Origin of the sequence: Sphingomonas sp. DG1-23 (assembly GCF_030730875.1) — a bacterium.
Taxonomy (GTDB): Bacteria; Pseudomonadota; Alphaproteobacteria; order Sphingomonadales; family Sphingomonadaceae; genus Sphingomonas.
This window is the reverse complement of record NZ_JAVAMA010000002.1, coordinates 387,950-412,271: the sequence shown is the minus strand read 5'-3', so window position 1 is coordinate 412,271 and position 24,322 is coordinate 387,950. Positions and strand designations below refer to the sequence as shown.

Here is a 24,322-nt window from a genome sequence, read left to right as displayed (position 1 = left end):
TGATCAAAGGGGGACCGCCTGCCAGCGCAGCAGATGCCGCCGCAGGCGCAGGAACAATTGGTTGATGACGAAGCCGAGGATCGCCGTGGCGATGATCGCTACGAGGATGATGTCGAGCTGTTGCTGGGTCTGGGCGACCTGCATCGTCACGCCGAGCCCGCCGCCCACGCCGAGCAGAATCTCGGTGGCGATCGACGCGATCCATGCGAAGGCCAGCCCCTGGGTCAGCCCGGTCAGGATCAGCGGCATCGCCGCCGGCAACAGGATCAGGCGGAAGCGCTGGAGCGGGGTGAAGCCGTAGATGCGGCCGACGTCGAGATAGCGCGGCTCGACATGGGTGACCCCGGCATAGCTGTTGAGCAAGGTCGGGAAGAAAGCCGAGATGCTGACCACGATCAGCTCCGATCCCTGCCCCGTGCCGAACCACAATCCGATCAGCGGCAGCCAGCCGATCAGCGGGACTTGCCGGATCGCGTGGAGCAGCGGTCCCAGTACGCGATCGAGCGGCCGCCACACCGCCATCGCGACGCCGAGCGCCACGCCGAGCGTACCGCCGAGCGCGAGCCCGGTGAGGCTGCGCGAGAGCGTCGAGACCATGTCGGAGAGCAGCGAGCCGCTTTCCGCCAGCTCGACAAAGGCCGACCCGATCGACTGGAGCGGCGCGAAAGCGAGCGAGCGGGCATCGCCCGAGGACGCCTGCCATTGCCACCAGCTCAGGAACAGCGCCGGCACGACGAAGCCGATCGCGATGCGGGCCCAGCGGCGGGACAGCGCGGCGGTCATGCCGTCTTCCAGCGGGTCGCGCGGCGCTCGATCGCGCGCGCCCCCCAATCGAGCGCGAAGCCGATCACCCCGCTCACCACCACCCCCGCCAGCACCACGTCGATGCGGAAGAGCTGGCGCCCCATCTCCATCATCTGGCCGATGCCGCTGTCCGCCGCGAGCAATTCGGCGGCGACCAGCACGACCCAGGCGCGGGTGAGCGCCACGCGCAGCCCGGTGAGCACCGAGGGAATCGTGGCCGGCACAAGGATCCGCCAGATCAGGTCGGGCAGCCGGGTGCGATACACTCGCGCCACGTCGAACCAGGCTTTCGGCACTCCGCGCACCCCGTCAAAGGTCGCCAGCGCTACCGGGAAGAACGCCGCCAACGCGACGATCGCGATCTTGAACGGCTCGTCGATGCCGAGAAAGATCACCAGCATCGGCACGAAGGCGATGACCGGAACCTGCCACAGCGCGAGGAAGAACGGCGACAGCGCCGCTTCGGCGAGCCGCGACAGCGCGATCGCGGCGCCGAAGGCGAGCCCGGCGAGCGCACCGATCGTAAACCCCGTCGCGAGCCGGAACATGCTCTCGCCGATATGGCGTTCGAGCTCACCGCTCTGCGCCAGTTCCAGCAGCGTGCGTGCGACTTCGCTCGGCGGGACGAGCACTTGCGGCGGGAACAGCCCGCTGAGGCAGGCGAGCTGCCAGAGCGCGAGCAACGCCACCGGCGCGACGATCGAGGACAGGGCCGAGCGGCTAGCCCGGAACGTGTCGGCGGGCGGAACGCGAAGCGCGGCGCTCGCCATCAGGACCGCGCTCCCGCCGCCTTGGCGGGCTCCGCCGCTGCCGCCTTCGGAGTCCAGAACCCGTCGAGCTTCAGATTGCGCAGCGACTGCCTGACGAAGCGATCGTCGAGCAGCGCATCGGCATCAACCTCGATGCGCACCAGCCCACGCGCATGCGCATAGCCGGCGACCGAACGATAATGTCCCAGCACATCCGGGTTGAACAGCGGCGTGAACCGCTCGCGCCATGGGATGCCGGACTCGGCATAATCCTTGGCGATGATCTCGACGGGCATCGATCCGCGCGCCGCGTCGCGGATAACCGCGGCCTGGTTCGACTCCTGTGCCGACCATGCCGCCGCCCGAACATAGGCATCGACGACGAGCTGGGTGAGCTCGGGATGCGCGTCGACGAAATCGCCGCGCGCGAACAATTCGGCGCGCATCTTCCAGTCGGCCGGCGCCTGCTTGGTCGACCAGACCACGCGCCCCATCCCCTTTTGCTCGACCAGCAGGCCATCGGAGAGCAGGAATGCGGCATCGACATTGCCCGAGGCGAGCGCCGCGGGAGTGGCGGCGGGGTTGATGTTGACGATGGTGAAGTCGCTTTGCTTGAGGCCGTTGGCGTCGAGCAGTTTGGAGAAAGGCAGCTCCCATGGCCGACCACGATGGAGCGCGATCCGCTTGCCCTTCAGATCGGCGATGCTTTTGGCAGCGAGCCCGTTGCGGACGACGAGATAGGAATTCTGCCCCTGCCCGATCGGCGCCACCAATTTGAGCGGCACGCCGCCCGAGACCGCGATGATCGCGGGGAAATCGCCATAGGATGCAAAGTCGATGCGCTTGCCCGAAAAGCCCTCGTTGATCAAAGGCGCGCCGACCGCGGTCGGCACCGGGGTGAGCGCCAGCTGAATGCCGCGCCTGGCCAGCTCGTCCTTCAGCCAGCCCTGCTCGATCACCACGCCGGTGACGCCGCTATAGACCTGCCGTCCCTCGAACGGATAGGCGATACCGGCGATGTTGACGATCCTGGGCGCCGTGGCGTTTGCGCCCCCTGCCCCACGGAACTGGAACGCGATCAACCCGGCAAGGAGCGCCAGCGCGATTGCGCCGATCGCCCAAGGTTTCCATGACTTCGTGCTACTCGCCAAGCGGAATTCCTTTCGCCTGACGAAATGCACTTCGCGTGCCAAAAGCGGCTTGCAGGGGATGGTAGCGGTTTGAGCGCGTGGACACGGGTTCGGCTGCGCGATTCGAAGCAATCAAGTGACGGCGACTGCGCGAAATGCAGCGGCGGAAAGCGATCCGCGCCCGCGCATTCGAGCCGTTGCGACCTTGGCACGCGCCTTGCTCCGGCCATGCACCAAACCATGCGGGAGACGAGGATGACGGGAGGCCGAGACGCACCCGAGTGCATCTGGATCATGCGCTGCCCGGTTCCCGCGGCGTCGGGCGTCGCCTGCGCGCTCGGCTGGATGCGCGAAGACTTCGAGCGCGACGGCATCGCGGTCAGGCGCGTCCATGAGGCCGGGCTCAACCTCGTCGCCGACGATCCCGGGCTCCAGGCGCGGCATCTCTTCCGCGAGGGCGGCAACATCCAGGCACTGGCGGCACGCGCGCAGGATGCGCCGACGCGGGTGATCGGCCTGACCTGGATCGACGAACGTCAGGCGATCATGGTGCGCAAGGACACTCGCGTCATGCGCCCGGCCGACCTCAAGGGACTACGCTTCGCCCTTCCCGGCTTCGCAGCCACTCGTGGCGCCAGCATCGCCCGGGGCATGGCGCTCCACGGCATCAAGAGCGCGCTCGCGCTCGGCGGCCTCGACCTCGAGCATGTCGAGCTTGTCGATGTTCCCGCGCCGCCGATCGAGCAGCCCAGTCCGCAGGGCATGCGCCGATTGTGGCTGGGGCTCGAATGGCTGGCCGCAGGCCGGGTCGATGCGGTCTATGTAAAGGGCGCTGCCGCCGCCGAGACCGTCGCCCGGCTCGACCTTTCGGTCGGCGTGGATCTCGACGCCTATCCCAGCCGGCTCGCCAGGGTGAACAACGGCACCCCGCGGCCGATCACGGTCGATACGCATATGCTGGAGCATCACTTCGATCTGGTCGTCCGCTTCCTCCAACAGACACTGCGCGCCGCCGATTGGGCCTCGACGCACCTGAGCGCGCTGAAGCAGGTCCTCACGCACGAGACCCTCGCCGGCATTGCCGGCGTCGAGGCCGCCTATCGCGGCGATTTCCACCGCTCGCTGCATCCCGATCTCTCGGCCGACCGGGTCGACATGCTCCGCGTGCAGGCGGATTTCCTCTGGCTCCACGGCTTCCTCGACGCGCGTGTCGACGTGGATCAATGGGTCGACGCCCGCCCGCTGGCGGCCGCGCTCCGCCGCCGCGAGGCCGCCAGAAACCCACCCCTCGCGACGGTCTGAAAGCTCAGCTAGGTCAGGCGAATGATTTCCTACTAACTTGATGGGAGATTTCACGCTATCCTCCCCGACAAGATCGGGAGGAACCCATGGTCGCAGTCCCGCAAGACGATACCATCAAGCCGCTCGACGTGGCGGTGACGACCACCCGGCAAGCGGGCGGCCGCCCGGTGCTGGCGTTCGATTGCCAGAAGCATCATTCGGTCGGCATGCGCGCGCGCGCCTTCATCTTCTCGGATCCGCGCTCGCGCGCGCTGGTACCGCTGATCGAGAAGACCGCGCCGAGCGACGCCAACATCCTCGTCATCGGCGAGACCGGCACCGGCAAGGAACTGGTCGCGCGCTATGTCCATTCGCTGAGCAACCGGGCGCAGGCGCCTTTCCTTGCGATCAATTGCGGCGCCTTTTCGGAATCGCTGATCGAAGGCGAGTTGTTCGGCTATGAGAAGGGCGCCTATACTGGCGCGCACACCGCCCGCCCGGGCTGGTTCGAGGCAGCGAACGGCGGGACCTTGTTCCTCGACGAGATCGGCGACCTTCCCCTTTCGCTGCAAGTTAAACTGCTCCGCGTGCTGCAGGAACGCGAGGTCGTCCGATTGGGCTCGCGGACCCCGGTCCCACTCGACGTGCGGGTGATCGCCGCGACCAATGTCGACCTGCACCATTCGGTCGCCAATGGCACCTTCCGGCCCGATCTCTTCTATCGGCTGCAGGTTGTGACGCTGCCGTTGCTTCCGTTACGCGAGCGCCGCGCCGACATCCTGCCGCTCGCCCGCCATTTCCTGCAAATCTATGGCGACAAGATCCAGCCGACGCGGCTCGAGCTCAGCCCGGCAGCCGAAGAAGCGCTCTATCGCTACGACTGGCCCGGCAATATCCGTGAGCTGGAGAACGCCGTTTATCGCGCGACTCTGGTCAGCCAGGACGGCGTGATCCAGAGCGCGGATCTCGGCCTGCCGAACGCGGACGGTGTGGCCGCCTATCCGCCCAGCCTGACCGATAGCGAGCCCACCCCTTCGAGCGGACAGCTCGAGGACGTCATCCGGCCGATGGTGGTCAAACTGCTCGACGCGGGCCATGACGCGCTGCTCGACCGGCTGGTCAGCGCGGTGGTCACCGAGACGTTCCAGCTCTGCGCTTCGAACCAGATCAAGACCGCCGCCGCGCTCGGCGTGACGCGCAACGTCGTGCGCACCCATCTCAAGAATTTCGGGCTGATCTAGCCGCGCGGTGAAAACTCACCACGACGTCTGCTGAATATCGCGCAATCCATACGGAAATTCCGCCGTCGGCCGCCGGGCCTCTCTCCGCAAATCGACTGGCACGCCCCTTGCTCCTTGTTTCGCCAGACAAGCGAGGATCAGCAATGGCAACCATGCTCGAACGCCCGGCGTCCACGGAATCCTTTCCCGCCGAACTCTGGTTCACGCGCTGCCCGGTCCCGACCGCGACCGGCATCGCCTACAAGCTCGGCTGGCTCGGCGACGAATTCGCCGGCGACGGCATCGCGCTGCGCACGCTTCAGGAATCGGGCTCCGAGCTCGGCCGGCACCATTACGATCATCGCCTGCCGAATTTGATCCGCGAGGGCGGCAACATGCTCGCGATCGCGGCGCGGGCGCAGGGCGAACCGACCAAGTTGGTGGGGCTCACCTGGATCGAGGAGAGCCAGCTGATCCTCACGCGTCCCGACACCGGGATCCACACTGCCGCGGACCTCAAAGGGCGCCGCCTCGCGCTCCCGGGCTGGACGCGCAACGACATTCCCAGCCACGTCCGCGGCACCAGCATCGCGCGCGGCATGTCGCTCCACGGTTACAAGGGCGTGCTCGCCTCGGTCGGCCTGACCTTCGACGATGTCGAATTGGTCGAGATCGAGGATCGGCTCCGCAATGTGGGCGGCAGCGGCCGCGACCTCGCGCCGCGCCGCGGGACCACCGGGCTCAGCCGGCTATGGCCGATCGACGCGCTGGTCTCGGGTCATGTCGACGCGATCTACGTCAAGGGCGCCTCGGCGCTCGACAGCGCGCGCGAAGCGGGGCTGGTCGTCGCCGTCGATCTCGACGCGATGCCCGATCCCCGCTTCCGGGTGAACAACGGCACGCCGCGTCCGATCACGGTCCACCAGCGCCTGCTCGACCAGCATTTCGATCTGGTCGTCCGCTTCCTCGCGGTGACGCTGCGCGCCGCCGATTGGGTGGCGGCGGAGCCCGACAAGCTCCGCGCGATCCTCGAATTCGAGACTGAAGGCAGCCCGGAAGCGGTCGACCGCGCCTATGCCCGATTGCATGAGGGGCTCCATCCCACGCTCGACGCCGGGCGGCTGGCTTTGCTCGATCAGCAGAAGAAGTTCCTGCTCACCCACGGCTTTCTCGACGCCGATTTCGCGCTCGCCGATTGGGTCGATGCGCGTCCGCTCGCAGCTGCGCTCGCGCTCAATGCCGGCGGGAATATTCCATCCCAAGTCCTTGCCTGAGGAGCAAAAAATGTCCGAACGTCCCGGTCTCTCGCCCGAAGCCATCGCCTTCGTCGTCGAAGCGGAGAAGGAGGCGAGCCGCGCCTTCCGCCTGTTGCGGGAGACGCGCACCATCTCGCCCAGCGGTACCTTGTTCTACGGCGTCCGCATCCCCGGCGAGGACAAGATCGTCACGCTCAACTATCAGGGCTTGTGGGAGGAGGATCCCGATCGGCCGCTGACCGGGGTGATCGATTTCGACGGCAACAGCTATTGGAGCAACCCGCCCGGCGGCACCGCGCGCTACCTCAAGCTGTTCCGCACCCATCCCGACGTACAGGCAGTCAGCCACGTCCATACGCCGCACCTCGGCGCCTATTCGCAGGCGCATCGGGCGCTGCCCTTGCTCTACGTGCCCAACCGCCGCTTCCGCTTCACCGCCGAGCTGCCGGTCTATATCAACCGTCGCCAGCCCGAGGTCGACTTCATCCTCGATGCGATCGAAAACGACCGGCAGGTGCCTGGAATCGTGGAGGCAAATGGCGGCGCGACGGTGTGGAGCTGGAAGGGCATCCGCGACCTGACCAACAATATCGTGCTGCTCGAGGAAGGCGCGCAGTTCCAGATCCTCGGCGCGGCGCTCGGCGGATCGAAGCCCTTCGGGCCCGGCGTGCTCGAACAGCAATGGAAGATGGGCAAGCTCGTGCCCTCCACCGCCAGCGTCGCCGACGATGGGACGATCCATTATGCCGAACCCGCAGCGGTCGCGGCAGAGTGATCGCAATGGCCAACAAACGACAGCTCGCGCTCGGCGTGTTCCTCACCCGCCACGGTCATCACCCCGGCGCGTGGCGCCAGCCGGGCTCGGCGAAGAGCGGCCGGCCTGATTTCAACTATTGGGCCGATCTCGTCCGCACCGCCGAGCGCGGCAAGCTCGACACCGCATTCTTCGCCGATTTCGCCGGGCAGAGCGGCGACAGCACCAAGGGCATCGAGCGCCGCCACGCGTTCCTCGATTTCGAGCCGCTGACGCTGACTGCGGCGCTCGCCAGCATCACCAGCCGGATCGGGCTGGTGGCGACGGTGAACACCAATTTCGAGCAGCCTTATGCGCTCGCCCGCCGCTTCGCTTCGATCGACCATATCAGCGGCGGGCGGATCGGCTGGAACATCGTCTCCTCGCTCGCCGATGGCGCCGCGAAGAGCTTCGGGCTCGATCAGCCGCTCAGCCATTCCGAACGCTATGAGCGCGCCTCGGAGTTCGTCGATGTCGCCCGCGCTCTATGGGACAGCTGGGAGGACGACGCGTTCGAGCATGCCGATGCCGAGAGCGGGATCTATCTCGATGCGAATGACGTGCATCCGGTGCGGCACGAGGGAAAGCATTTCCGCATCAGCACCGTCCTCGACACCGCTCGGCCGATCCAAGGCCATCCGGTGTTCGTCCAGGCGGGCAATTCGGAGGTCGGCCGCGAGTTCGCCGCCAAATATGCCGAGATGATCTATGCCGCCGCGCAGTTCATCGAGGAGGCGCAGCGCTTCTACGCCGACGTGAAGGGCCGCATGGCGAAGCACGGCCGCGACCTCGACACGCTCAAGGTGATGCCCGGCCTGTCCTTCGCGATCGGCAGCAGCCTGCAGGAAGCGCAGGACAAGTTCGCCGCGCTCGAATCGGCGGTCGACTTCTCGGGCGAGCTCAATCTGATGGGCCATGATGTCAGCGCCTATCCGCTCGACGGCCCCCTCCCCGATCTGCCCGAGCCCGAGAACGGCAAGGGCCGCTGGCGCCAGCTGACCGCGCTGGCGCGGCGCGAAAACCTCACCATCCGCCAGCTTTTCCTCCGCTTCAACGCGGTCCGCGGCCACCGCGTCGCGATCGGCACGCCGGGTGACATTGCCGATCAGATCCAGGACTGGTTCGAGCGCGACGCCGCCGACGGGTTCAACCTGATCCCGCCGCTATTGCCGAGTTCGCTCACCGAGTTCGTCGATCTCGTCGTGCCCGAGCTCCAGCGGCGCGGACTGTTCCGCACCGAATATGAAGGCACGACCTTGCGCGCGCACCTCAATCTCCCGCGCCCGCAGATCGCGCGCTCCGCAGAAACGCCGGCGCAACGCATCCTCGTCCCCGCCTCCTGACCAAGGAACCTCGTATGGCCAACACGCTCGACACGCTCTGGTACACTCGCTGCCCGGTTCCGACCGGGCTCGGCATCGCCATCCAGCAAGGCTGGCTGGAGGACGCCTTCCGCGCCCGGGGCACCAAGGTCTCCTCGCTGCTCGAATCGAACGACTTCGCCACGCGCGAATCGCATTTCAGCCACACGCTGCAAAATTCGGTGCGCCACGGCGGCAACATCCCGGCGATCAGCGCACGCGCGCTCGGCCGCGACACGCGCGTGATCGGACTGTCCTGGGCCGACGAGACCCAATTGATCCTCGCCAGCCCGGAATCGCGCATTCAGTCGGTGCGCGACCTCAAGGGGCGACGGTTCGGGCTGCCCAACTGGAAGAATGTCGAGATCGATTTCTCGCGCGCGCAGGCGATCCGCGGGCTGGAGAACGCGCTGAGCCTCGAAGGGCTGAGCGTCACCGATGTCGAACTGGTCGATCAGGATGTCGAGACCCATTACAGCGACGGTTCCGCCGAGAACCTCAACGGCACGCTGGCATGGGGCGGACGCAGCACCAGCCGCGCGCGGGCGAACAACCTCGAACTGATCGCTTTGCTGCGCGGCGAGGTCGATGCGATCTTCCTCAAGGGCGCGCATGGCGCACAGGTTGCGAACCAGTTCGGTCTGACCGTCGTGATCGATACCGGCGTGCATCCCGAGCCGCTGATCCGCGCCAATAACGGCACCCCGCGCACGCTGGCGGTGGACGGCCATCTGCTCGACAATCATTTCGACGCGGCAGTGACGATCGTCGAGCAGGTGCTGCGCGCCGAAGCCTGGGCGCAGGACAATCCATCCGAGGTGCGCCGCTATCTGGCGCGCGAGACCAATGCCAGCGAATATTGGGTATCGATCGCTTACGGCAGCGACGCGCAGACGCGGCTGAAGACCGATCTTGCCGAGCAATCGATCGTCGCGGTCCAGGACTTCACCGATTTCCTCCATCGCTGGAATTTCATCCCGGCCAGCTTTGACGTTCGCGACTGGATCGATGCCCGGCCGCTCGAAGCTGCGCGCTCGGTGCGCATCGCGGTCTGACGCGCCCGCAATGCTGATGGCCACCGCCCGGCCACCCGCTCCCGCGGGCGCGCCGCTGCTTCGTTGCCTGGCAATCTATCGCCGGATGCCGCTGCGCTTCGCGGCGACGGCGGGGATGCTGCTGGCGGTAAACCTCGCATTGGTGGCGCAGCAGGGACTGGTCGGACGCGCGGTCCACGAGGCCGGGCTCGGCCGGCTCGTCGTCCGCGATGCCGCCGGCGGGCTCGATTATAGCCGCGCATGGTTCTGGGTGGCGCTGCTGCTCGCGCTCTCGGCGGCGCGGGCGACGGTGCAATATGGCGCGGGACTGTTGTCGCTCGCGATCGGGCAGGAATTGCTGACGATCCTGCGCCAGCGTATCCTGATCCAGGTCCAGCGGCTCGACCTCACCTATCACTGGCGCCATGGCGTCGGCGAGATGGTGACTCGCATGACCCGCGATGCCGACAAGGTACGCGACGCGCTGATCAACTTCTGGCGGCAGATGTTCGAGACCGGGTTGATCGTCCTGATCTCGGTCGCGTTGCTGACCTGGTATTCGCCGTGGTTGGGGATCGTCCCGCTGGCCCTGATGGCGCTTGGCATCGCCTTGCTGGCGGCGCAGGCGGACACGCTGGTCTCGCTCGATCGCAAGATCGGCCATGCCTATGACGCCGTCACCCAGGACCTTTCCGAAGGCGTCCACGGCGTCCGCGTGATCAAGGCGTTCGGGCTCGGCGACGCGCGCATCGCGCGCTTCGACGGGCATATCGCCAGTTTCCGCCGCGAGGCGCGCGCCGCGATCGTCCATGCGTCGCTGCGCGTGCCGCTGCCGCAGGCGGTGATCGCGCTCGGCCACGCCTGGGTGCTCGGCTATGGCGCGTGGCTGATGCGCGAGGGACGGCTCGATCTCGGTGCACTCGTTGCCGCTCTGCTCGTCGTCAATACGCTGGTGCTGCGGATCGAGGGGATCGGGCTGCTCCTCCAGATCATCGCCGACGCGCGCGCCTCGGCGGGGCGGATCTGGGAAGTGCTCGATGCGGTGCCCGGCATCGTTTCGGGCAAAGCGCGCCTGCCCGCCGGACCGCTCGGGTGCCGACTGGAGAATGTCTCGGTCGCACCTTTGGGCGACGGCGCGGCGGTGCTGCGCGACCTTTCCTTCACCATTCAGCCGGGCGAGATCGTGGCGCTCGTCGGCCCCACCGGATCGGGAAAGACGCTGCTCACCGGGCTGCTACCGCGCCTGCTGGAGGCCGATGGCGGCACGGTCCGGATCGGCTCGGACCAAGCCGGCTGGGCCGATGTCCGCGACCTCGATCTCGGCGAACTGCGCCGCCGCGTCCACGTCCTTCCGCAGGAAAGTTTCCTGTTCTCGGACAGCCTCGCCGCCAATCTCCGCCTGACCGCGCCCGACGCCGACGACGCCCGTCTCCGCGCGGCGCTGGAGCAGGCGGCGGCAGGCGAAGTACTCGATCGCCTTTCCGACGGCCTCGCCACGCGCGTCGGCGATCGCGGCATCACGCTTTCGGGCGGCCAGCGCCAGCGCATCTGCCTCGCGCGTGCACTCCTCGCCGATGCCGACATTCTCGTGCTGGACGACGCAACCAGCGCGCTGGACGCCGCGACGGAACGCCGCGCGATCGACAATATCCGTGCGCTCCGTCGCAACGCCGCGCGGCCGCTGACGATGCTGATCGTGTCGAGCCGGCTGTCGACGATCCTCGCCGCCGATCGCGTGCTTTTGCTCGCCGATGGTCACATCGCCGCGGAGGGCACGCATGAAGCGCTCGCCGCGACCTCGTCCGCCTATCGCGCGTTGATGGGGCTGTAAGATGAACGCGCTCGCCGGTGACCGCCCGCTTTCGGATATAGAGCTTGAGGAGAAGTTCGCGCAAAAGGCGCTCGATCGCGGAATTCTGCACCGGCTCTGGCCGCTGCTCCGCCCGGTCCGCACCCGCGTCGCCGCGGTGGTTGTCATCGAGCTGGTGCAGGTGCTGGCGATCTTCGCCCGGCCGCTGCTCATCGGCATGGCGATCGATCGCGGTCTCGGCGGCGCCGGACGCCCGCTCGACGGTGCGCTGATCGTCTGCGCATGTATCGGTCTCGCGGTGACCTGGGCGCTGCGCTTCGGGCTCGGCGGCCTGTCGCAATATTTCGCCGGCACCGCGGCGATCACCGTGCTCAATGCGATCCGCAGCCAGGTCTTCGCGCATGTCCAGACGCTCGGCGTCGGCTATTTCGATCGGACCAGGGCGGGCCGGATCATCTCGCGCGCCGACCGTGACGTCGACACGCTCGAGCCTTTGCTGATCCAGGGCCCGCCGCAATTGCTGTCGGCGGTGCTGCGCCTGCTGATCTCCGCGGCATTGCTCTGGGCGATCGCGCCCATGCTGCTGCTCGGGCTGGCCGGAGTGGTGCCGGTTCTGATCCTCGCAACCTTTGCGTTCAAACGGGCAGCGCAGCGCAGCTGGGCGCGCGTCGCCGAGAATCGCAGCCGCTTCACCGCGCATCTGGTCGAGACCGTCGCGGGGGTCCGACTGATCAAGCAGGCCGGGCGCGAGCAGGAGAATCTGGCGCGCTATCGCGGGCTGCTGACCGATTTCAACACCGCGCTGATCCGCGGCAGCATCCGCTCCGCATGGTTCGCGCCGTTCACCGGGCTGCTGACCACCGCCGGGCTCGCCTTGATCCTCGTCGTCGGCGGGCGCGGGATCGCACTCGGCACGCTCACGCTCGGCGAACTGACCCAGAGCCTGTTCTACGTCTTCCTGTTCCTCGCCCCGCTGCAGGAGTTCAGCGATCTGTTCGAGCGCTTCGCCAACGGATCGGCCTGCGCGCAGCGCATCTTTCTCCTGCTCGATACCGAACCCGAGATCACGGATGCGCCCAATGCGATCGACTTGCCGCGCCTGCGCGGCGAGATCGCGTTCCGCGAGGTCGGCTTCGGCTATCATCCCGAGAAGCCGGTCATTCACGCTCTCAACCTCGACATAGCGGCGGGTGAGGTGGTCGCGATCGTCGGCCCCACGGGCCACGGCAAGAGCACGCTCGTCCAGCTGCTCACCCGGTTCTACGATGTCGGCTCGGGCGCGGTTTTGCTCGACGGCCACGATATCCGCGGCATCTCGGAAGCCAGCCTGCGCCGGCAGGTCGGCGTGGTGTTGCAGGACAATGTGCTGTTCGGCGGGACGGTGCTCGACAATCTCCGGCTCGCCCGGCCCGACGCCACCGACGCCGACCTGATCGCCGCCGCGCGCGAACTCGGCGCCGACGAGGTGCTCGAAGCCCTGCCCCACGGCTATCGCACGTCGGTCGGGCCGCTCGGCAGCCAATTGAGCCAGGGCCAGCGCCAGCTCGTCTGCCTCGTCCGCGCCTATCTCGCCGACCCCGCGGTGCTCGTGCTCGACGAGGCGACCTCCGCCGTCGACGTGAGCACCGAGCGCCGCATCCAGGCCGCGCTGCGGCGGCTGTGCGAGGGCCGCACCGCACTGATCATCGCCCACCGCCTCGCCACGATCCGCGACGCCGATCGCATCGCAGTCGTTCGCGAGGGCAGGATCGTCGAACTGGGCCCGCATCGCGATCTGATCGAACGGAACGGCGTCTATGCGGGGCTCTACCGCGCTTACGACCAAGCTCCGCACAATCATGCCCGCGTGTCGGCATGACGGAGCGCCAACGCACGCCTCGGAGGCTGCAACCGAAGCGGCGTCGTGAACGCGCGATGCTGTGTCGGATATTGCTCCGACACGCTGGCCGTGCTTAGCTTCGCGCGCAATTCCCAAGGGGGGAAGAAATGAAGCTGGTTATTATCACCTGTGCGTTCCTGCTCGCGCCCGCAGCGGCTGCGCAAGAGACCACGACCTATGACTATGACGCCCTCGGACGTCTCGAGAAGACTTCGACGACCGGCGGTCAGAACAACGGCACGGTCAATCAAGTCCAATTCGATAAAGCCGGCAATCGCGTGAATTACACGACTACCGGCGCGACGGGGACACCGAGCAACGGCATGAAGGTCATCGTCCTGCCACTCAACGGCTTCACGGTCATCGCCATTCCCAATCCCTGGGCCGCGAAATAAAATCATGCAGCGCAAGACAGATGCGCGGCCGAGGCCGTCCTTTGCCCGCGTGGCTGCGACATTCGCTGCTGCGCTTGTTTTCCCTTCCGCCGCATTGGCGGAATGCGGTCAGGGAGCCTGCAACGACGTCAAGATAACCTATTTCTATGTCGACGGATCGAATGCGAGCTGGCTGTCGACCTCCGGCAACGAAACGCTTCTGAATCAATGCGCCGCCGACGGCGGCGTGTTGTTGAAGATCGACCCTCTCCGCGCCAATGCCGACTGGCTCTATTCGACGGCACTGAGCGCGTTCATGGCCAACCAGACCGTCAGCGTCCGCGTCGATCCGACCGTGCCCGGGACCTGCACGATTGCCTATATCACGATGGGCAAGCTCTAAAGGCAACGGATCGGCGCGTCGTCTTGCTGGTCACGACCAGTTGCCCATCTGCTGGATCGGGCCGGGCGCGACCGATTCCCGCCATAATACGATCCGGGCGCGATTGGCGTATTGCAGCATGAAATAGGCGTACATCGATTTGCCGTCGTCGGTCGTCAAATCGATATAGTAATTGTAGCAGCAGCCCGCCCATTCCGGATTGAAGGCGTGCAGGTTCCGGAAATACAGTTTTCCACCATAGATCGAGAACTGCACGAGCGACGCGTTGTCGGCGATCGCAGCAGTCGAGTTCTGAAACAGGGCACGCGACGTCGCACCCGTCGGAACTGGCACTGATCCTGCGCGCGTGAAAGAGCTGCCCGAATGTAGGTCGATATTGCTCCGGTTTTCCGTGGATGCCGGGCCAAGCAGCGAAAAACACAGCAACGCAGTCTCGCAAATTCCCATGTCGCCCCCTCAAGATGCGCTGATGTAGCCAAGATCGGCCGTCAGACGCCGTACTTCTATCCAGCATTCTCTATTGCACCAAGATGCCGCCAACGGAATTGTCCGAAGCCGGAAATGCGCCTGGGCGGGGAGGCTATGGCAACGCCCGCCTGGCAATCCTATTGTGCCGCCGAATCAGGAGCCCGCATGTCTGGGAAAGATCAGGACCGAAAGGCGCGGGCGGCGGAGCAGGCAGCGGTGCGGCGAGGGCGGCACGCTTGAGCTGCCCGGGGATCATCGATTCCGACTTTCTCGGCAGCGTCCTGCGCTTTGCCGATTGCGAAGCGCAGACGATCGGGATGCAAGGCTATCAGGCGCTCGCGGCATCGGGCTCCCCGTTGGGCGCGCTGCTCACCGGCTTGCTCACCATCCTGATTGCCTTTCTCGGCTACCGGATGTTGCTCGGGCATGTTCCCGACGGACGCGAAGGGATACTCACTTTCGTCAAGATCGGACTGGTGCTCGCCTTCGCGACCAGCTGGGCTGCGTATCGCGTGACCATCTATGACGTCGTATTGCGCGGTCCCGCCGAGATCGTCGGCGCGATCGGCGGTGCATCCGGCCTCCCCGGCGCGAATGGCGGGTTGGTCGCGCGACTGGGCGAAGTCGATCGCGCGATGGTCGAGCTGAGCCGGCTGGGCATGACCGGCGGCGTGCCCATCCTCGCCCAGCCCGGGGGCGAGCCCGGAGGCAACACGCAGGTGCCGCCCGAGCCGCAATATCAATTCAATTACGAGCCCGGGACGATCTTCGGATCCTCGTCGCTCGGCACCGCGCGCCTCGTCTTCCTCACCGCGACCATCGCGGCCTATGCCTCGGTCCGGCTCGTCGCCGGACTTCTGCTCGCGATCGGGCCGCTCTTCATCACGTTCCTGCTCTTCGACGGAACGCGCAGCTTGTTCGAAGGATGGGTGCGTGCGCTCGTCGCCGCCGCGGTCGGGGCGCTCGCGGTGACGATGACGCTCGGCGTCGAGCTTGCACTGCTCGAGCCGTGGCTCGCCGATCTGCTGAGCCGGCGCTATGTCGGGCTGCCCAGTTCGGCCAGCGCGACCGAACTTCTCGTAATCGGGCTCGCCTTCGCAATGATCCTGCTCGGCGCGCTCGGGATGGCCGCGCGGGTGGCGCTGGGCTTCCGGCTGCCATTCGTGCGTGCGCGCCAGATCGTCGAGCGCCATGACGGCGCCACCAGCATGTCTTCGGTGTCATCGGTCCATAATCGCGCGACACTGCCCGGAGAAGAGCCCTCCCGCGCCACCGCGATCGCCGAAGCCGTTGCGGTTGCGCAGCGGCGCGAGGCGCGCGGCCTGATCGAACGCGCCTCCCCTGTCGCGACGGCGGCCGGAGCCTCCATGCAGCACCGCGACACGGCTGCGCCCGCCGCCGTTCCATTAGGCCAAGGGCATCGCCGTCGCGGGCAGACCCGCGTCTCGGCGAGCGCACGCAAGCGCGACATCAAGCCGTGACGGCGCGACTCTCGCCACATGTCCGGCCATGAGCGTCGGGATCCTCTATCCCGATCTGGCGGATCCGGCGACCCCGGCGCCGCTCTTCGCGGCGGTCACTTGGATCGAGCGGACGGTACTCGGATCGGTCGCCACGAGCATTGCCGTGATCGCGGTGGCGGTGGTGGGACTGATGATGCTCCGCGGCCGGCTCGAAGTGCGCCGCGGCGTCACCGTGATCCTCGGCTGCTTCGTATTGTTCGGCGCGCCCGTGCTGGCGGCGGGAATCCGCGGCATCGCCTCCAACGTCCTTCCCGCACCGCCGATCGTGCCGGCGGCTCCGCCGCCGCCGCCCATGCCGATCGCGCGGGGGCCGTCTCCGATGATGCCGCCCCCGCCCCCCGAGCCCTCGAACTATGATCCCTATGCAGGCGCATCGGTGCGCCCACACTAGCAGCACGCCTTGGCGAAGGCGGCCTCGCCTTTTCTCGCCACGGTCTCGCGCAACTCGCTATGGTTGCATCTCGATGTAGAGCGGGACGAGTGCATTTCCGATTTTTTCAATACGAATAACGCCAACTCCAATAGGGGGGATTGATGAGAAAATTTAATCGTATCGCGCTTATCGCGAGCATTCTGTCCTTATGGCCGCAAACCGCCTCCGCCGATTTCTGGTGCGACGGCACACCGACCAGCATTTTCACCAACAGCAACGGCGCCGTCATCGTGCAGATGCCGTGGCGGCTCGATTGGGTGGCAGTCTGCAACGTCAAGACGAGTTGGAAGGGTATCGACCCTTCGGTCTGCTGGACGTGGTTCTCGTATCTCAACACGGCGATAACCGAGCAGAAGCCCATTACGGCCTACTATTCCGGCACCGGAACCTGCGCCACAGTCGCGACCTATGAGAATGCGCCGGCGCCTTATTATGTGCGCCTCAATCCATGATGACGTTGCGCGGGCCGGCGCGGCACGTTGCTCGCTGCCCAATCCGCGCGAGGAAGGCTGTCTATTTGAGCAAGACCACCGATGAACGCCGGTGACAGAGCGTGCGCAGCGCCGGCCGGGCGCTCCCGCACCGGGCGCCCGGCGCCCTCACCGCAAAAGGACGACGAGGATATCCTCGCCATCCGTCCAGCGCGTGCAGGTTCCCGAGCCTTCGATCAGCACCGATTTGCCGCTCATATAAGCGGACAGCAAGATCGCCATCTGGCTCTTGCCGGCATCGCTGTGCTCGTCGGCGATCATGTAATAGCTGGTATTGGCAGCGCAGGCCGCACGGCCAGAAAAAGCGCTTTCGATGACCACATACTGAAGACCGTCGGACGCGCGGACGACCAGCGACTTGACCTTGCCTTCGCTGGAATTCGCCTGCGCCGGGATCGCGATTCCCAGCGATGCCATGCCCAATGCCGCAGCCGCTGCTCGCGACCAATATACTCGCCGACTTCTCATATTTCGTCCCCACCCGTTTGATCCGTATCCGCATGATTGGACGAGATACGATAGCGGCAACAGCCCAAAACTCGCCGAAGCATTCGCACCCAGGATCCTCCCCATGCCCCGGCTATTGCAAAAACCGCCGGAGCGACCGATGACAGCAACGGATTCGCCAGGGGGAATTTTCGTGCGCACGAACGCGTTACGGTCATTATCGCGTTGTCTTGCAGCCCTTTCCGGCCTGTTCATGGCGCAGGTCGCATCGGCACAGGAATCGTTCGGCGACCCTGCAGGGTCCGGCGTGGTCGTCGCAGCCGTGAACTGGCTGCAGGGAACGTTGCTCGGCACGGTGGCGACGGTCGTCGCGGTGATCGCGGTGGCGTCGGTCGGCTTCCTGATGCTGACCGGCCGGATCAACTGGCGCTATGGCGCTACCGTGATCCTCGGCTGCTTCATCCTGTTCGGCGCTGCGAGCATCGTCGCGGGAATCCAGTCGACCGCCCAGCTCGGACAGTGACATGAACGGTCTCGAGCGCGATCAACTCTTCGTCGCGTTGACGCGACCGCAGATGTTCGCCGGCGTGACGTACAGCTATTTCATTGCGAACGCAGTGGTGGCGACCGAACTGTTCCTGATCTTCAAATCGATCTGGGTGCTGATCCCCTCACTGGTGATTCACCTCGCCGGGATGGTGCTGTGCCTGCGCGAACCGCGCTTCTTCGATCTTTGGCTGACGCGGCTCGGACGCTGCCCCCGCGTACGCAATCATGCGATCTGGCGATGCAACTCCTACCGCCCCTGACCCGCGCCCCCAAGGTCGTCGCGCGCGAGGCGCCGGTGGGACGTCATCTGCCTTATGCGCGCCATGTCGACGATCACACGATCGAGACGCGCGACGGGCTGCTGTTTCAGGTCATCCACCTCGGCGGGCTCCTGTTCGAGACCGCCGACACCGAGGAAATCAACTACCGCAAGCGACTGCGCGACGCGATGCTGCAGTCGATCGGGTCGTCACGCTTCGCAGTCTATCATCACATCGTCCGCCGCGAAGTCGAGGTCGAACTCGCCGCCGAATTTCCCGACGCCTTCTCGGCGCGGCTCGACGAGGCGTGGCGCGCGCGGCTGGCGCGCAAGAAGCTCTACGTCAACGACATCTTCCTGACGCTGGTACGCCGACCGCTCCAGGGGCGTGTGGGCATTCTCGACCGATTGCGCGGGACCGGTCCGGTGGCGACCGAGGCCAATGAATTGCGTCAGCTCGAGGCCGCACGCGACGCGCTGCTCGCCGCGCTGGGCAGCTATCGCCCGCGCCTGCTCGGCACCTATCAAACCGCGCAGGGAACCTGTTCCGAATTGCTCGAATTCCTCTCGACGCTGCTGAACGGCGAGATGCGCCCGATATTGCTGCCGCTGCAGGATATCGGCGCCTATCTTCCCTATCGCCGGATCAGCTTCGGACAGGAGACGGTCGAACTCGGCGCCGCGGGCGCGCTGCCGCGCAGCTTCACCGGGATCGTCTCGATCAAGGACTATCCCGGTCAGAGCGCGGCGGGGATGCTCGACGAATTGCTCCGCTTGCCCTTCGAACTGGTCGTCTCGCAGAGTTTCGGCTTCGTCGACCGCCAGGCGGCGCTGTCCAGGATGAATCTCGCGCTGCGGCGGATGCGCTCCGCCGAGGATGAAGCGGTGAGCCTGCGCGCCGAGTTGTCCAACGCCAAGGACGACATCGCCGGCGGCCGCGCCGGTTTCGGCGAGCACCATCTGACGATCGCGGTGCGCGGCAGCACCCCGGCCGAAGTGGACGAAGGTGTCGCGGAGGTGCAGGCGTCGCTCGCCGATATGGGGATTATCGCGGTCCGCGAGGAGATTGCCCTCGAGCCCGCCTTCTGGGCGCAGTTTCCGGCCAATTTCAAATATATAGCTCGGCGTGGATTGGTCTCGACCGCAAATTTCGCGGGGTTTGCGAGCAGCCACAACCTCGCCCAGGGCAGCGAAAGCGGCAACCATTGGGGGCCGGCGGTGACCTTGCTCGAAACCACCGCGGCGGGGCCCTATTATTTCAACTTCCACCATGGCGATCTCGGCAATTTTACGGTGATCGGCCCCTCGGGCTCGGGCAAGACCGTGGTGCTCAACTTCCTGCTCGCCCAGGCGCGCAAGTTCGCGCCGCGGATCATCTTCTTCGACAAGGATCGCGGCGCCGAGCTGTTCCTGCGCGCGATCGGTGGCCGCTACGATCTGCTGCGCCCCGGAACGCCGTCGGGCCTCAATCCGCTCCAGCTAGCCGACCTGCCCGCCAACCGGCAGTTCCTGATCGACTGGATCACCTTGCTCGCCGGCGGCGCGGACATCGAGGAGACCGCGCGCATCAAGGATGCGATCGACGCCAATTTCGATCAGCCCGTCGAGCAACGGCGGCTGCGCTATCTCGCCGAATTGTTCCGCGGCGGCCACCGCCCGCACGCCGCCGATCTCTGGTCGCGCCTTTCCCCATGGTGGGGCGATGGCGAACGCGCCTGGCTTTTCGACAATCCCCGCGACGAGACCGACCTCGCCGCGCACACGGTCGGCTTCGACATGACCCAGATCCTCGACGATCCGGCGATGCGGACGCCCGCGATGATGTATCTTTTCCACCGGGTCGAGGAACGGCTGGACGGCACGCCGGCGATCATCGTCGTCGACGAAGGCTGGAAGGCGCTCGACGACGACGTGTTCGTGCGCCGGATCAAGGATTGGGAAAAGACGATCCGCAAACGGAACGGCATCGTCGGTTTCGCGACCCAGAGCGCACAGGACGCGCTCGAGAGCCGCATCGCCAGCGCGATCATCGAGCAGGCCGCGACCCAGATCTTCATGGCCAATCCGAAAGCGCGCGCCGAGGATTATATCGGCGGGTTCGGCCTGACCGAGCACGAGTTCGGCTTGATCCGCACCTTGCCCGACGACGCGCATTGCTTCCTCGTCAAACACGGCAATGAAAGCGTGGTCGCGCGGCTCAATCTGAGCGGCGAACGCGAATTGCTGACGATCCTGTCCGGACGCGAGCGCACCGTGCGCCTGCTCGACGAGATCCGCAGCCAGACCGGCGACGATCCGGCCGAATGGCTGCCGCGGCTGCTGGAGGTCGCATGAGCAGGATCGCAATCCGCGCCGGCCTGCCGCAAACCAGTCGCCGAGCGACGCGCGGTCGTGTATCCGCAAGTCCGGGGCGACGGGATCACGAGCAATGAAGAACAAGGCACGCGAGGCGCTGGACGCCTATTATCGCGAAGCCGGCAGCTGGGCGGAGGACCGGCACGAGGCGTTGCGCAAATCGCGCCGCACGGCGTGGATCGTCGGAAGCGTCGCTTGCGCCATCGCCTTTTTCGAAGCGCTGGCGCTGCTGATGCTGACTCCGCTCAAGACGGTGGTGCCCTATACCCTGCTCGTCGACAAGCAGACTGGCTTCGTGCAGGCATTGAAGCCGCTCGAGCCCGAGCAAGTGAGCGGCAATGCCGCACTGACCCAATCCTTTCTCGTCCAATATGTGATCGCGCGCGAAAGCTTCGACAGCGCATCGCTGCAGGCGAATTATCGCAAGATCGCGCTCTGGTCCGAAGGCAAGGCGCGCGGCGCCTATATCGCGGGGATGCAGGCGTCGAATCCCGATAGCCCGCTCGCCAGCCTGCCGCGCAGCACGGTCGTCGAGACGCGCGTCAAGAGCGTGTCTCCGCTCGGCGCCGGCGCCGCGATGGTACGCTTCGACACGATCCGCCACGATGCAGGCACGCGCTCGCAGGAGCCGCGCGCATGGGTGGTGGTGATCCGCTATCGCTATGCGGGCGAGCCGATGCGGCTCGAGGATCGTTTCGTCAATCCGCTCGGCTTCCAGGTCTCGCACTACCAGCGCAGTCCCGAAACACTGCAAACGCCCAATGCCGCGCCTGCCGCGCCGCAGGCGACGCCGGCCGCAGCGACACCGCTGGTCGTGGTACCCCGGCCCGCGCCGACGCCCACCGCCAGTCCGACGCCGGAGGTCGAGCTGTGAGGCACGCCACGGTCGTCGCGCTGTTCGCGGTCGCGTCCGCCTCCCCCGCGCTGGCCTGGCAGGATATGCCCGGCATGCCGGGGGCAACCGGCACGCGGGTGCGCAATGTCGACTACGTAGCCGATCAGGTGGTGCGCATCGAAGCGGCAGCGGGATACCAGCTCATGCTCGAGCTCGCCCCCGACGAGAGCATCGAGAATGTCGCCGTGGGAGACAGCGGCGCGTGGCAGGTGACGGCGAACAAGCGCGGCAACCGGCTCTTCATCAAGCCGATCCAGGCGGGAATCACGACCAACATGGTCGTGATCACCGACGTTCGCCTCTATTCGTTCGAACTCGTGCCGCTGCCCGGGCCGCAGCCGGATACCGCCTATTCGGTCCGCTTCCGTTACCCCGCGCCCGGCAGCAGCGGCGCTCCGAGCAAGGACGCCGAACCGACGGCGGGCCGCTACAAGATGGGCGGCGACGCCTCGTTGCGGCCGAGCGGCATGCATGACGACGGCGTGCACACCTATATCGAATGGCCGGAGGATCGCGCGCTTCCCGCGATCTACGCGGTCGACGCCAACGGCAAGGAAATGCTGGTCAACGGAATGATGCGCGATGGCCGCATGGTGATCGACAGCATCCAGGAGCGTCTGGTCTTTCGCGTCGACAAGCACCGCGCGACCGCCGTGCGCGTGGCGCCGGATCGCCGATGACCGCGAGCGCGCCTCCCCATACCGACCCGCAGCCGCCGGGTGAAGCGAACGTGATGCCGGTGGTCGCACGGTCCCAGCCGGGAGTGCCGACCTGGGCGATCATCGCGATCATTCTGGTTCTCGGCGCGATACTCTTCGTGGTGCTCGACGCGCGACGCAGGACCTTGACTGCGCCGGCGGTGCGTCCGGGCGCCGGCGACGGGGTTCCGGTCGCCGCCGCCCCGCCTCCGCTCTACGTTCCTCCCGTCGTGCCGCCGCCGGCGGCGATCGTCGCGATGCCGGTTCTGCCGCCCGCGCCGACGCCCGCCCCGCCCCCCGCGCCGGCACCGGTGGTGACCTATGTGCAGCAACCGATACCCGAGCCGCAGCCGGCACCGGCGGTAATCCCGCCGTCGCGGATCGCGACCGAGGCGACCCTGGTGATCGACAATACCACGCCGGGCGCCGTCGCCGCCCAGGCGGCGGGGGCGCCCGCCGAACAGAACCAAGGCAACCGCCAATCCGGGCAGGCCGGGGGCGTGGCGGGTGGCCGCGCCAGCGCCGGCGTGCTCGCCAATCGCGCCACGACCATCCCCCAGGGCACGCTGATCCCGGCGATCCTCGAAACCGCGCTCGATTCGACCCGCCCGGGGCTGGCGCGGGCGCTCGTCTCGCGCGATGTCCGCGGCTTCGACGGCACGCGGATACTCGTTCCGCGCGGCAGCCGGCTGATCGGCGAATATGGCGCGCAGATCGAAAGCGGGCAGAACCGGTTGCTGGTCAACTGGATCCGTCTGATCCGGCCCGACGGCGCAACGGTGGCGATCGGCTCGCCAGCGGCCGACCCGATGGGCAACACCGGCATCCGCGCGAGCGTGAACTCGCATTTCTTCGAGCGCTTCGCCGGCGCGATTCTCCAGTCGGCGCTCGATGTCGGCGTCAATCTCGCCTCGCGCTCGGTCGATTCCGGCGGAGTCGTGTTGCTTCCCGGCACCCAGAGCTTCCGCCCGCAGCCGACCCAGATCCGTCCGACGCTAAGGGTCAAGCCCGCCACCAGCATCTCGATCTTCGTCGCTCGCGACCTCGACTTCACCAGCGTCGAAGCGCGATGAGCGGCGCGAACGCCGAAGACGCCCCCGTCTATCTCCGTGCCTATCTCGCGCCCCTGACGGGCATGCTCGCGCGGCCAGACGTCACCGACATCTACGTCAACCGCCCCGGCGAGCTCTGGGTCGAGACGCTGGGAGGCGCGGTCGAACGGCACGATGCGCCCGGTCTCGACGCCGCCACGCTCGACCGCCTGTCGCGACAGATCGCCGCACTGTCGCATCAGGGCATCAGCCGCGAACATCCTCTGCTGTCCGCGGCGCTTCCCGACGGCGCCCGGGTCCAGATCGCGGCACCGCCGGCGACGCGCGGGCCGATGGCGATCGCGATCCGCAAGCACGTTTCCGCGGATCTGGGCCTGGCCGATTATGCCGCCGCCGGCGCCTTTGCGCATACCCGCCGCAGCACCCGGCCCGCCGCCGCGACCGTCGACGCTGAACTCGCGCGGCTGCACGAGGCCGGGGACATTGCCGGGATGCTCGCGCTCGCGGTCCGCGCACGAAAGAACATCCTCGTCTCCGGCGGCACCTCGACCGGCAAAACCACCTTCCTCAACGCGCTTATCCGCGAAATTCCGTCCGAGGAGCGGTTGATCCTGATCGAGGACACGCCCGAGCTGCACCAGCACCACGCCAATCTGGTGGGCCTGCTCGCAGTGCGCGGCGCGCTGGGCGAAGCGCGGGTCAACGCCACCGATCTTCTCGCCGCCTCGCTGCGCATGCGCCCCGACCGCATCATCCTCGGCGAGCTCCGCGGCGAGGAAGCCTATGCCTTTCTGCGCGCGATCAATACCGGCCATCCCGGCTCGATGACGTCGGTCCATGCCGATTCGGCCGAGCGCGCGATCGAGCAGATCGTGCTGCTCGTGCTACAGGCCGGCACGCAATTGAGCCGCGACGACGTGCGGCACTATGTGCGCAGCACGGTCGACGTCTACGTCCAGCTTGCCCGGATCGGCGGCAAGCGCAGCGTTGCCGAGGTGCTGCTGGCCTGAACGCCCCGGCAGCGAAATCGGGCGACTCATGAAAAGCATTCCATTGAT

25 protein-coding genes are annotated in these 24,322 nt (G+C 66.7%); 20 read left to right on the top strand and 5 right to left on the bottom strand.

Going from position 1 to position 24,322, the window contains the following annotated elements; all coding sequences use genetic code 11:
- Nucleotides 1-3: 3 nt before the first annotated feature.
- The 3 genes from Q9Q95_RS04985 to Q9Q95_RS04975 are packed head-to-tail and all read right to left on the bottom strand — an operon-like array spanning nucleotide 4 to nucleotide 2,704.
- Nucleotides 4-783 (bottom strand): ABC transporter permease, encoded by a 780-nt coding sequence (locus tag Q9Q95_RS04985; RefSeq protein WP_306094505.1) that lies wholly within the window; start codon nucleotides 781-783, stop codon nucleotides 4-6.
- The gene (locus tag Q9Q95_RS04980; RefSeq protein WP_306094504.1) at nucleotides 780-1,574 is read right to left on the bottom strand and encodes an ABC transporter permease; all 795 of its coding nucleotides are present in this window, start codon (nucleotides 1,572-1,574) and stop codon (nucleotides 780-782) included. The genes Q9Q95_RS04985 and Q9Q95_RS04980 overlap by 4 nt, the downstream gene beginning before the upstream one ends.
- A complete protein-coding gene (locus Q9Q95_RS04975) occupies nucleotides 1,574-2,704 on the bottom strand; it encodes an ABC transporter substrate-binding protein (RefSeq protein WP_306094503.1) in 1,131 nt (376 codons plus the stop codon). Before Q9Q95_RS04975 ends, Q9Q95_RS04980 begins: the two co-directional genes overlap by 1 nt.
- A gap of 234 nt (nucleotides 2,705-2,938) precedes the next feature.
- Here Q9Q95_RS04975 and Q9Q95_RS04970 point away from each other — a divergent pair, with 234 nt between their 5' ends.
- The 10 genes from Q9Q95_RS04970 (at nucleotide 2,939) to Q9Q95_RS04925 (ending at nucleotide 14,094) form a co-directional block, all read left to right on the top strand.
- Nucleotides 2,939-3,985, top strand: a complete 1,047-nt coding sequence (locus Q9Q95_RS04970; protein ID WP_306094502.1) for an ABC transporter substrate-binding protein — start codon at nucleotides 2,939-2,941, stop codon at nucleotides 3,983-3,985.
- Nucleotides 3,986-4,071: 86 nt separating this feature from the next.
- The gene (locus tag Q9Q95_RS04965) at nucleotides 4,072-5,205 is read left to right on the top strand and encodes a sigma-54-dependent Fis family transcriptional regulator (protein ID WP_306094501.1); all 1,134 of its coding nucleotides are present in this window, start codon (nucleotides 4,072-4,074) and stop codon (nucleotides 5,203-5,205) included.
- 143 nt (nucleotides 5,206-5,348) lie between these two features.
- Nucleotides 5,349-6,458: an ABC transporter substrate-binding protein gene (locus tag Q9Q95_RS04960; protein ID WP_306094500.1), complete on the top strand. Its 1,110-nt coding sequence runs from the start codon at nucleotides 5,349-5,351 to the stop codon at nucleotides 6,456-6,458.
- A gap of 10 nt (nucleotides 6,459-6,468) precedes the next feature.
- Entirely contained in the window at nucleotides 6,469-7,215 is a 747-nt protein-coding gene (locus tag Q9Q95_RS04955; RefSeq protein ID WP_306094497.1) for a class II aldolase/adducin family protein, read from the top strand.
- A gap of 5 nt (nucleotides 7,216-7,220) precedes the next feature.
- Nucleotides 7,221-8,576: an LLM class flavin-dependent oxidoreductase gene (locus Q9Q95_RS04950; protein WP_306094495.1), complete on the top strand. Its 1,356-nt coding sequence runs from the start codon at nucleotides 7,221-7,223 to the stop codon at nucleotides 8,574-8,576.
- A gap of 14 nt (nucleotides 8,577-8,590) precedes the next feature.
- Complete coding sequence (locus Q9Q95_RS04945; RefSeq protein WP_306094494.1) at nucleotides 8,591-9,649, top strand: ABC transporter substrate-binding protein; 1,059 nt, start codon at nucleotides 8,591-8,593, stop codon at nucleotides 9,647-9,649.
- Nucleotides 9,650-9,659: 10 nt separating this feature from the next.
- Nucleotides 9,660-11,459, top strand: coding sequence for an ABC transporter ATP-binding protein (locus tag Q9Q95_RS04940; protein WP_306094492.1), 1,800 nt, complete (start codon nucleotides 9,660-9,662; stop codon nucleotides 11,457-11,459).
- 1 nt (nucleotide 11,460) lies between these two features.
- On the top strand, nucleotides 11,461-13,296 hold the full coding sequence (locus tag Q9Q95_RS04935) for an ABC transporter ATP-binding protein (RefSeq protein WP_306094490.1): 1,836 nt from the start codon (nucleotides 11,461-11,463) through the stop codon (nucleotides 13,294-13,296).
- Nucleotides 13,297-13,424: 128 nt separating this feature from the next.
- A complete protein-coding gene (locus tag Q9Q95_RS04930; RefSeq protein ID WP_306094489.1) occupies nucleotides 13,425-13,712 on the top strand; it encodes a hypothetical protein in 288 nt (95 codons plus the stop codon).
- Nucleotides 13,713-13,716: 4 nt separating this feature from the next.
- The gene (locus Q9Q95_RS04925) at nucleotides 13,717-14,094 is read left to right on the top strand and encodes a hypothetical protein (RefSeq protein WP_306094487.1); all 378 of its coding nucleotides are present in this window, start codon (nucleotides 13,717-13,719) and stop codon (nucleotides 14,092-14,094) included.
- 30 nt (nucleotides 14,095-14,124) lie between these two features.
- Here Q9Q95_RS04925 and Q9Q95_RS04920 read toward each other — a convergent pair whose 3' ends face one another.
- The gene (locus Q9Q95_RS04920; protein WP_306094486.1) at nucleotides 14,125-14,427 is read right to left on the bottom strand and encodes a hypothetical protein; all 303 of its coding nucleotides are present in this window, start codon (nucleotides 14,425-14,427) and stop codon (nucleotides 14,125-14,127) included.
- 371 nt (nucleotides 14,428-14,798) lie between these two features.
- Here Q9Q95_RS04920 and Q9Q95_RS04915 point away from each other — a divergent pair, with 371 nt between their 5' ends.
- From Q9Q95_RS04915 to Q9Q95_RS04905, 3 genes are all read left to right on the top strand, one after another.
- Nucleotides 14,799-16,043: a type IV secretion system protein gene (locus Q9Q95_RS04915; RefSeq protein WP_306094484.1), complete on the top strand. Its 1,245-nt coding sequence runs from the start codon at nucleotides 14,799-14,801 to the stop codon at nucleotides 16,041-16,043.
- Between the two features lie 28 nt (nucleotides 16,044-16,071).
- On the top strand, nucleotides 16,072-16,476 hold the full coding sequence (locus Q9Q95_RS04910) for a TrbC/VirB2 family protein (RefSeq protein WP_371876683.1): 405 nt from the start codon (nucleotides 16,072-16,074) through the stop codon (nucleotides 16,474-16,476).
- Nucleotides 16,477-16,619: 143 nt separating this feature from the next.
- A complete protein-coding gene (locus Q9Q95_RS04905; RefSeq protein WP_306094482.1) occupies nucleotides 16,620-16,970 on the top strand; it encodes a hypothetical protein in 351 nt (116 codons plus the stop codon).
- A 147-nt stretch (nucleotides 16,971-17,117) separates the two neighbouring features.
- On the opposite strand, the gene Q9Q95_RS04900 is transcribed toward Q9Q95_RS04905, so the two are convergent.
- Nucleotides 17,118-17,426, bottom strand: a complete 309-nt coding sequence (locus Q9Q95_RS04900; RefSeq protein ID WP_306094481.1) for a hypothetical protein — start codon at nucleotides 17,424-17,426, stop codon at nucleotides 17,118-17,120.
- 190 nt (nucleotides 17,427-17,616) lie between these two features.
- Here Q9Q95_RS04900 and Q9Q95_RS04895 point away from each other — a divergent pair, with 190 nt between their 5' ends.
- The 7 genes from Q9Q95_RS04895 (at nucleotide 17,617) to virB11 (ending at nucleotide 24,274) form a co-directional block, all read left to right on the top strand.
- On the top strand, nucleotides 17,617-17,979 hold the full coding sequence (locus tag Q9Q95_RS04895) for a TrbC/VirB2 family protein (protein WP_306094479.1): 363 nt from the start codon (nucleotides 17,617-17,619) through the stop codon (nucleotides 17,977-17,979).
- A gap of 1 nt (nucleotide 17,980) precedes the next feature.
- Complete coding sequence (locus tag Q9Q95_RS04890; RefSeq protein ID WP_306094477.1) at nucleotides 17,981-18,265, top strand: type IV secretion system protein VirB3; 285 nt, start codon at nucleotides 17,981-17,983, stop codon at nucleotides 18,263-18,265.
- Entirely contained in the window at nucleotides 18,244-20,598 is a 2,355-nt protein-coding gene (locus tag Q9Q95_RS04885) for a VirB4 family type IV secretion/conjugal transfer ATPase (RefSeq protein ID WP_306094476.1), read from the top strand. Before Q9Q95_RS04890 ends, Q9Q95_RS04885 begins: the two co-directional genes overlap by 22 nt.
- A 94-nt stretch (nucleotides 20,599-20,692) precedes the next feature.
- Nucleotides 20,693-21,493 carry a virB8 family protein gene (locus Q9Q95_RS04880; protein WP_306094474.1) on the top strand — a complete coding sequence of 267 codons (801 nt, stop codon included), beginning with the start codon at nucleotides 20,693-20,695 and terminating at the stop codon, nucleotides 21,491-21,493.
- Nucleotides 21,490-22,194 carry a TrbG/VirB9 family P-type conjugative transfer protein gene (locus Q9Q95_RS04875; protein WP_306094472.1) on the top strand — a complete coding sequence of 235 codons (705 nt, stop codon included), beginning with the start codon at nucleotides 21,490-21,492 and terminating at the stop codon, nucleotides 22,192-22,194. Before Q9Q95_RS04880 ends, Q9Q95_RS04875 begins: the two co-directional genes overlap by 4 nt.
- Complete coding sequence (locus Q9Q95_RS04870) at nucleotides 22,191-23,285, top strand: TrbI/VirB10 family protein (RefSeq protein WP_306094470.1); 1,095 nt, start codon at nucleotides 22,191-22,193, stop codon at nucleotides 23,283-23,285. Before Q9Q95_RS04875 ends, Q9Q95_RS04870 begins: the two co-directional genes overlap by 4 nt.
- Nucleotides 23,282-24,274 (top strand): P-type DNA transfer ATPase VirB11, encoded by a 993-nt coding sequence (gene virB11, locus Q9Q95_RS04865; protein ID WP_306094468.1) that lies wholly within the window; start codon nucleotides 23,282-23,284, stop codon nucleotides 24,272-24,274. Before Q9Q95_RS04870 ends, virB11 begins: the two co-directional genes overlap by 4 nt.
- Nucleotides 24,275-24,322: the final 48 nt, after the last annotated feature.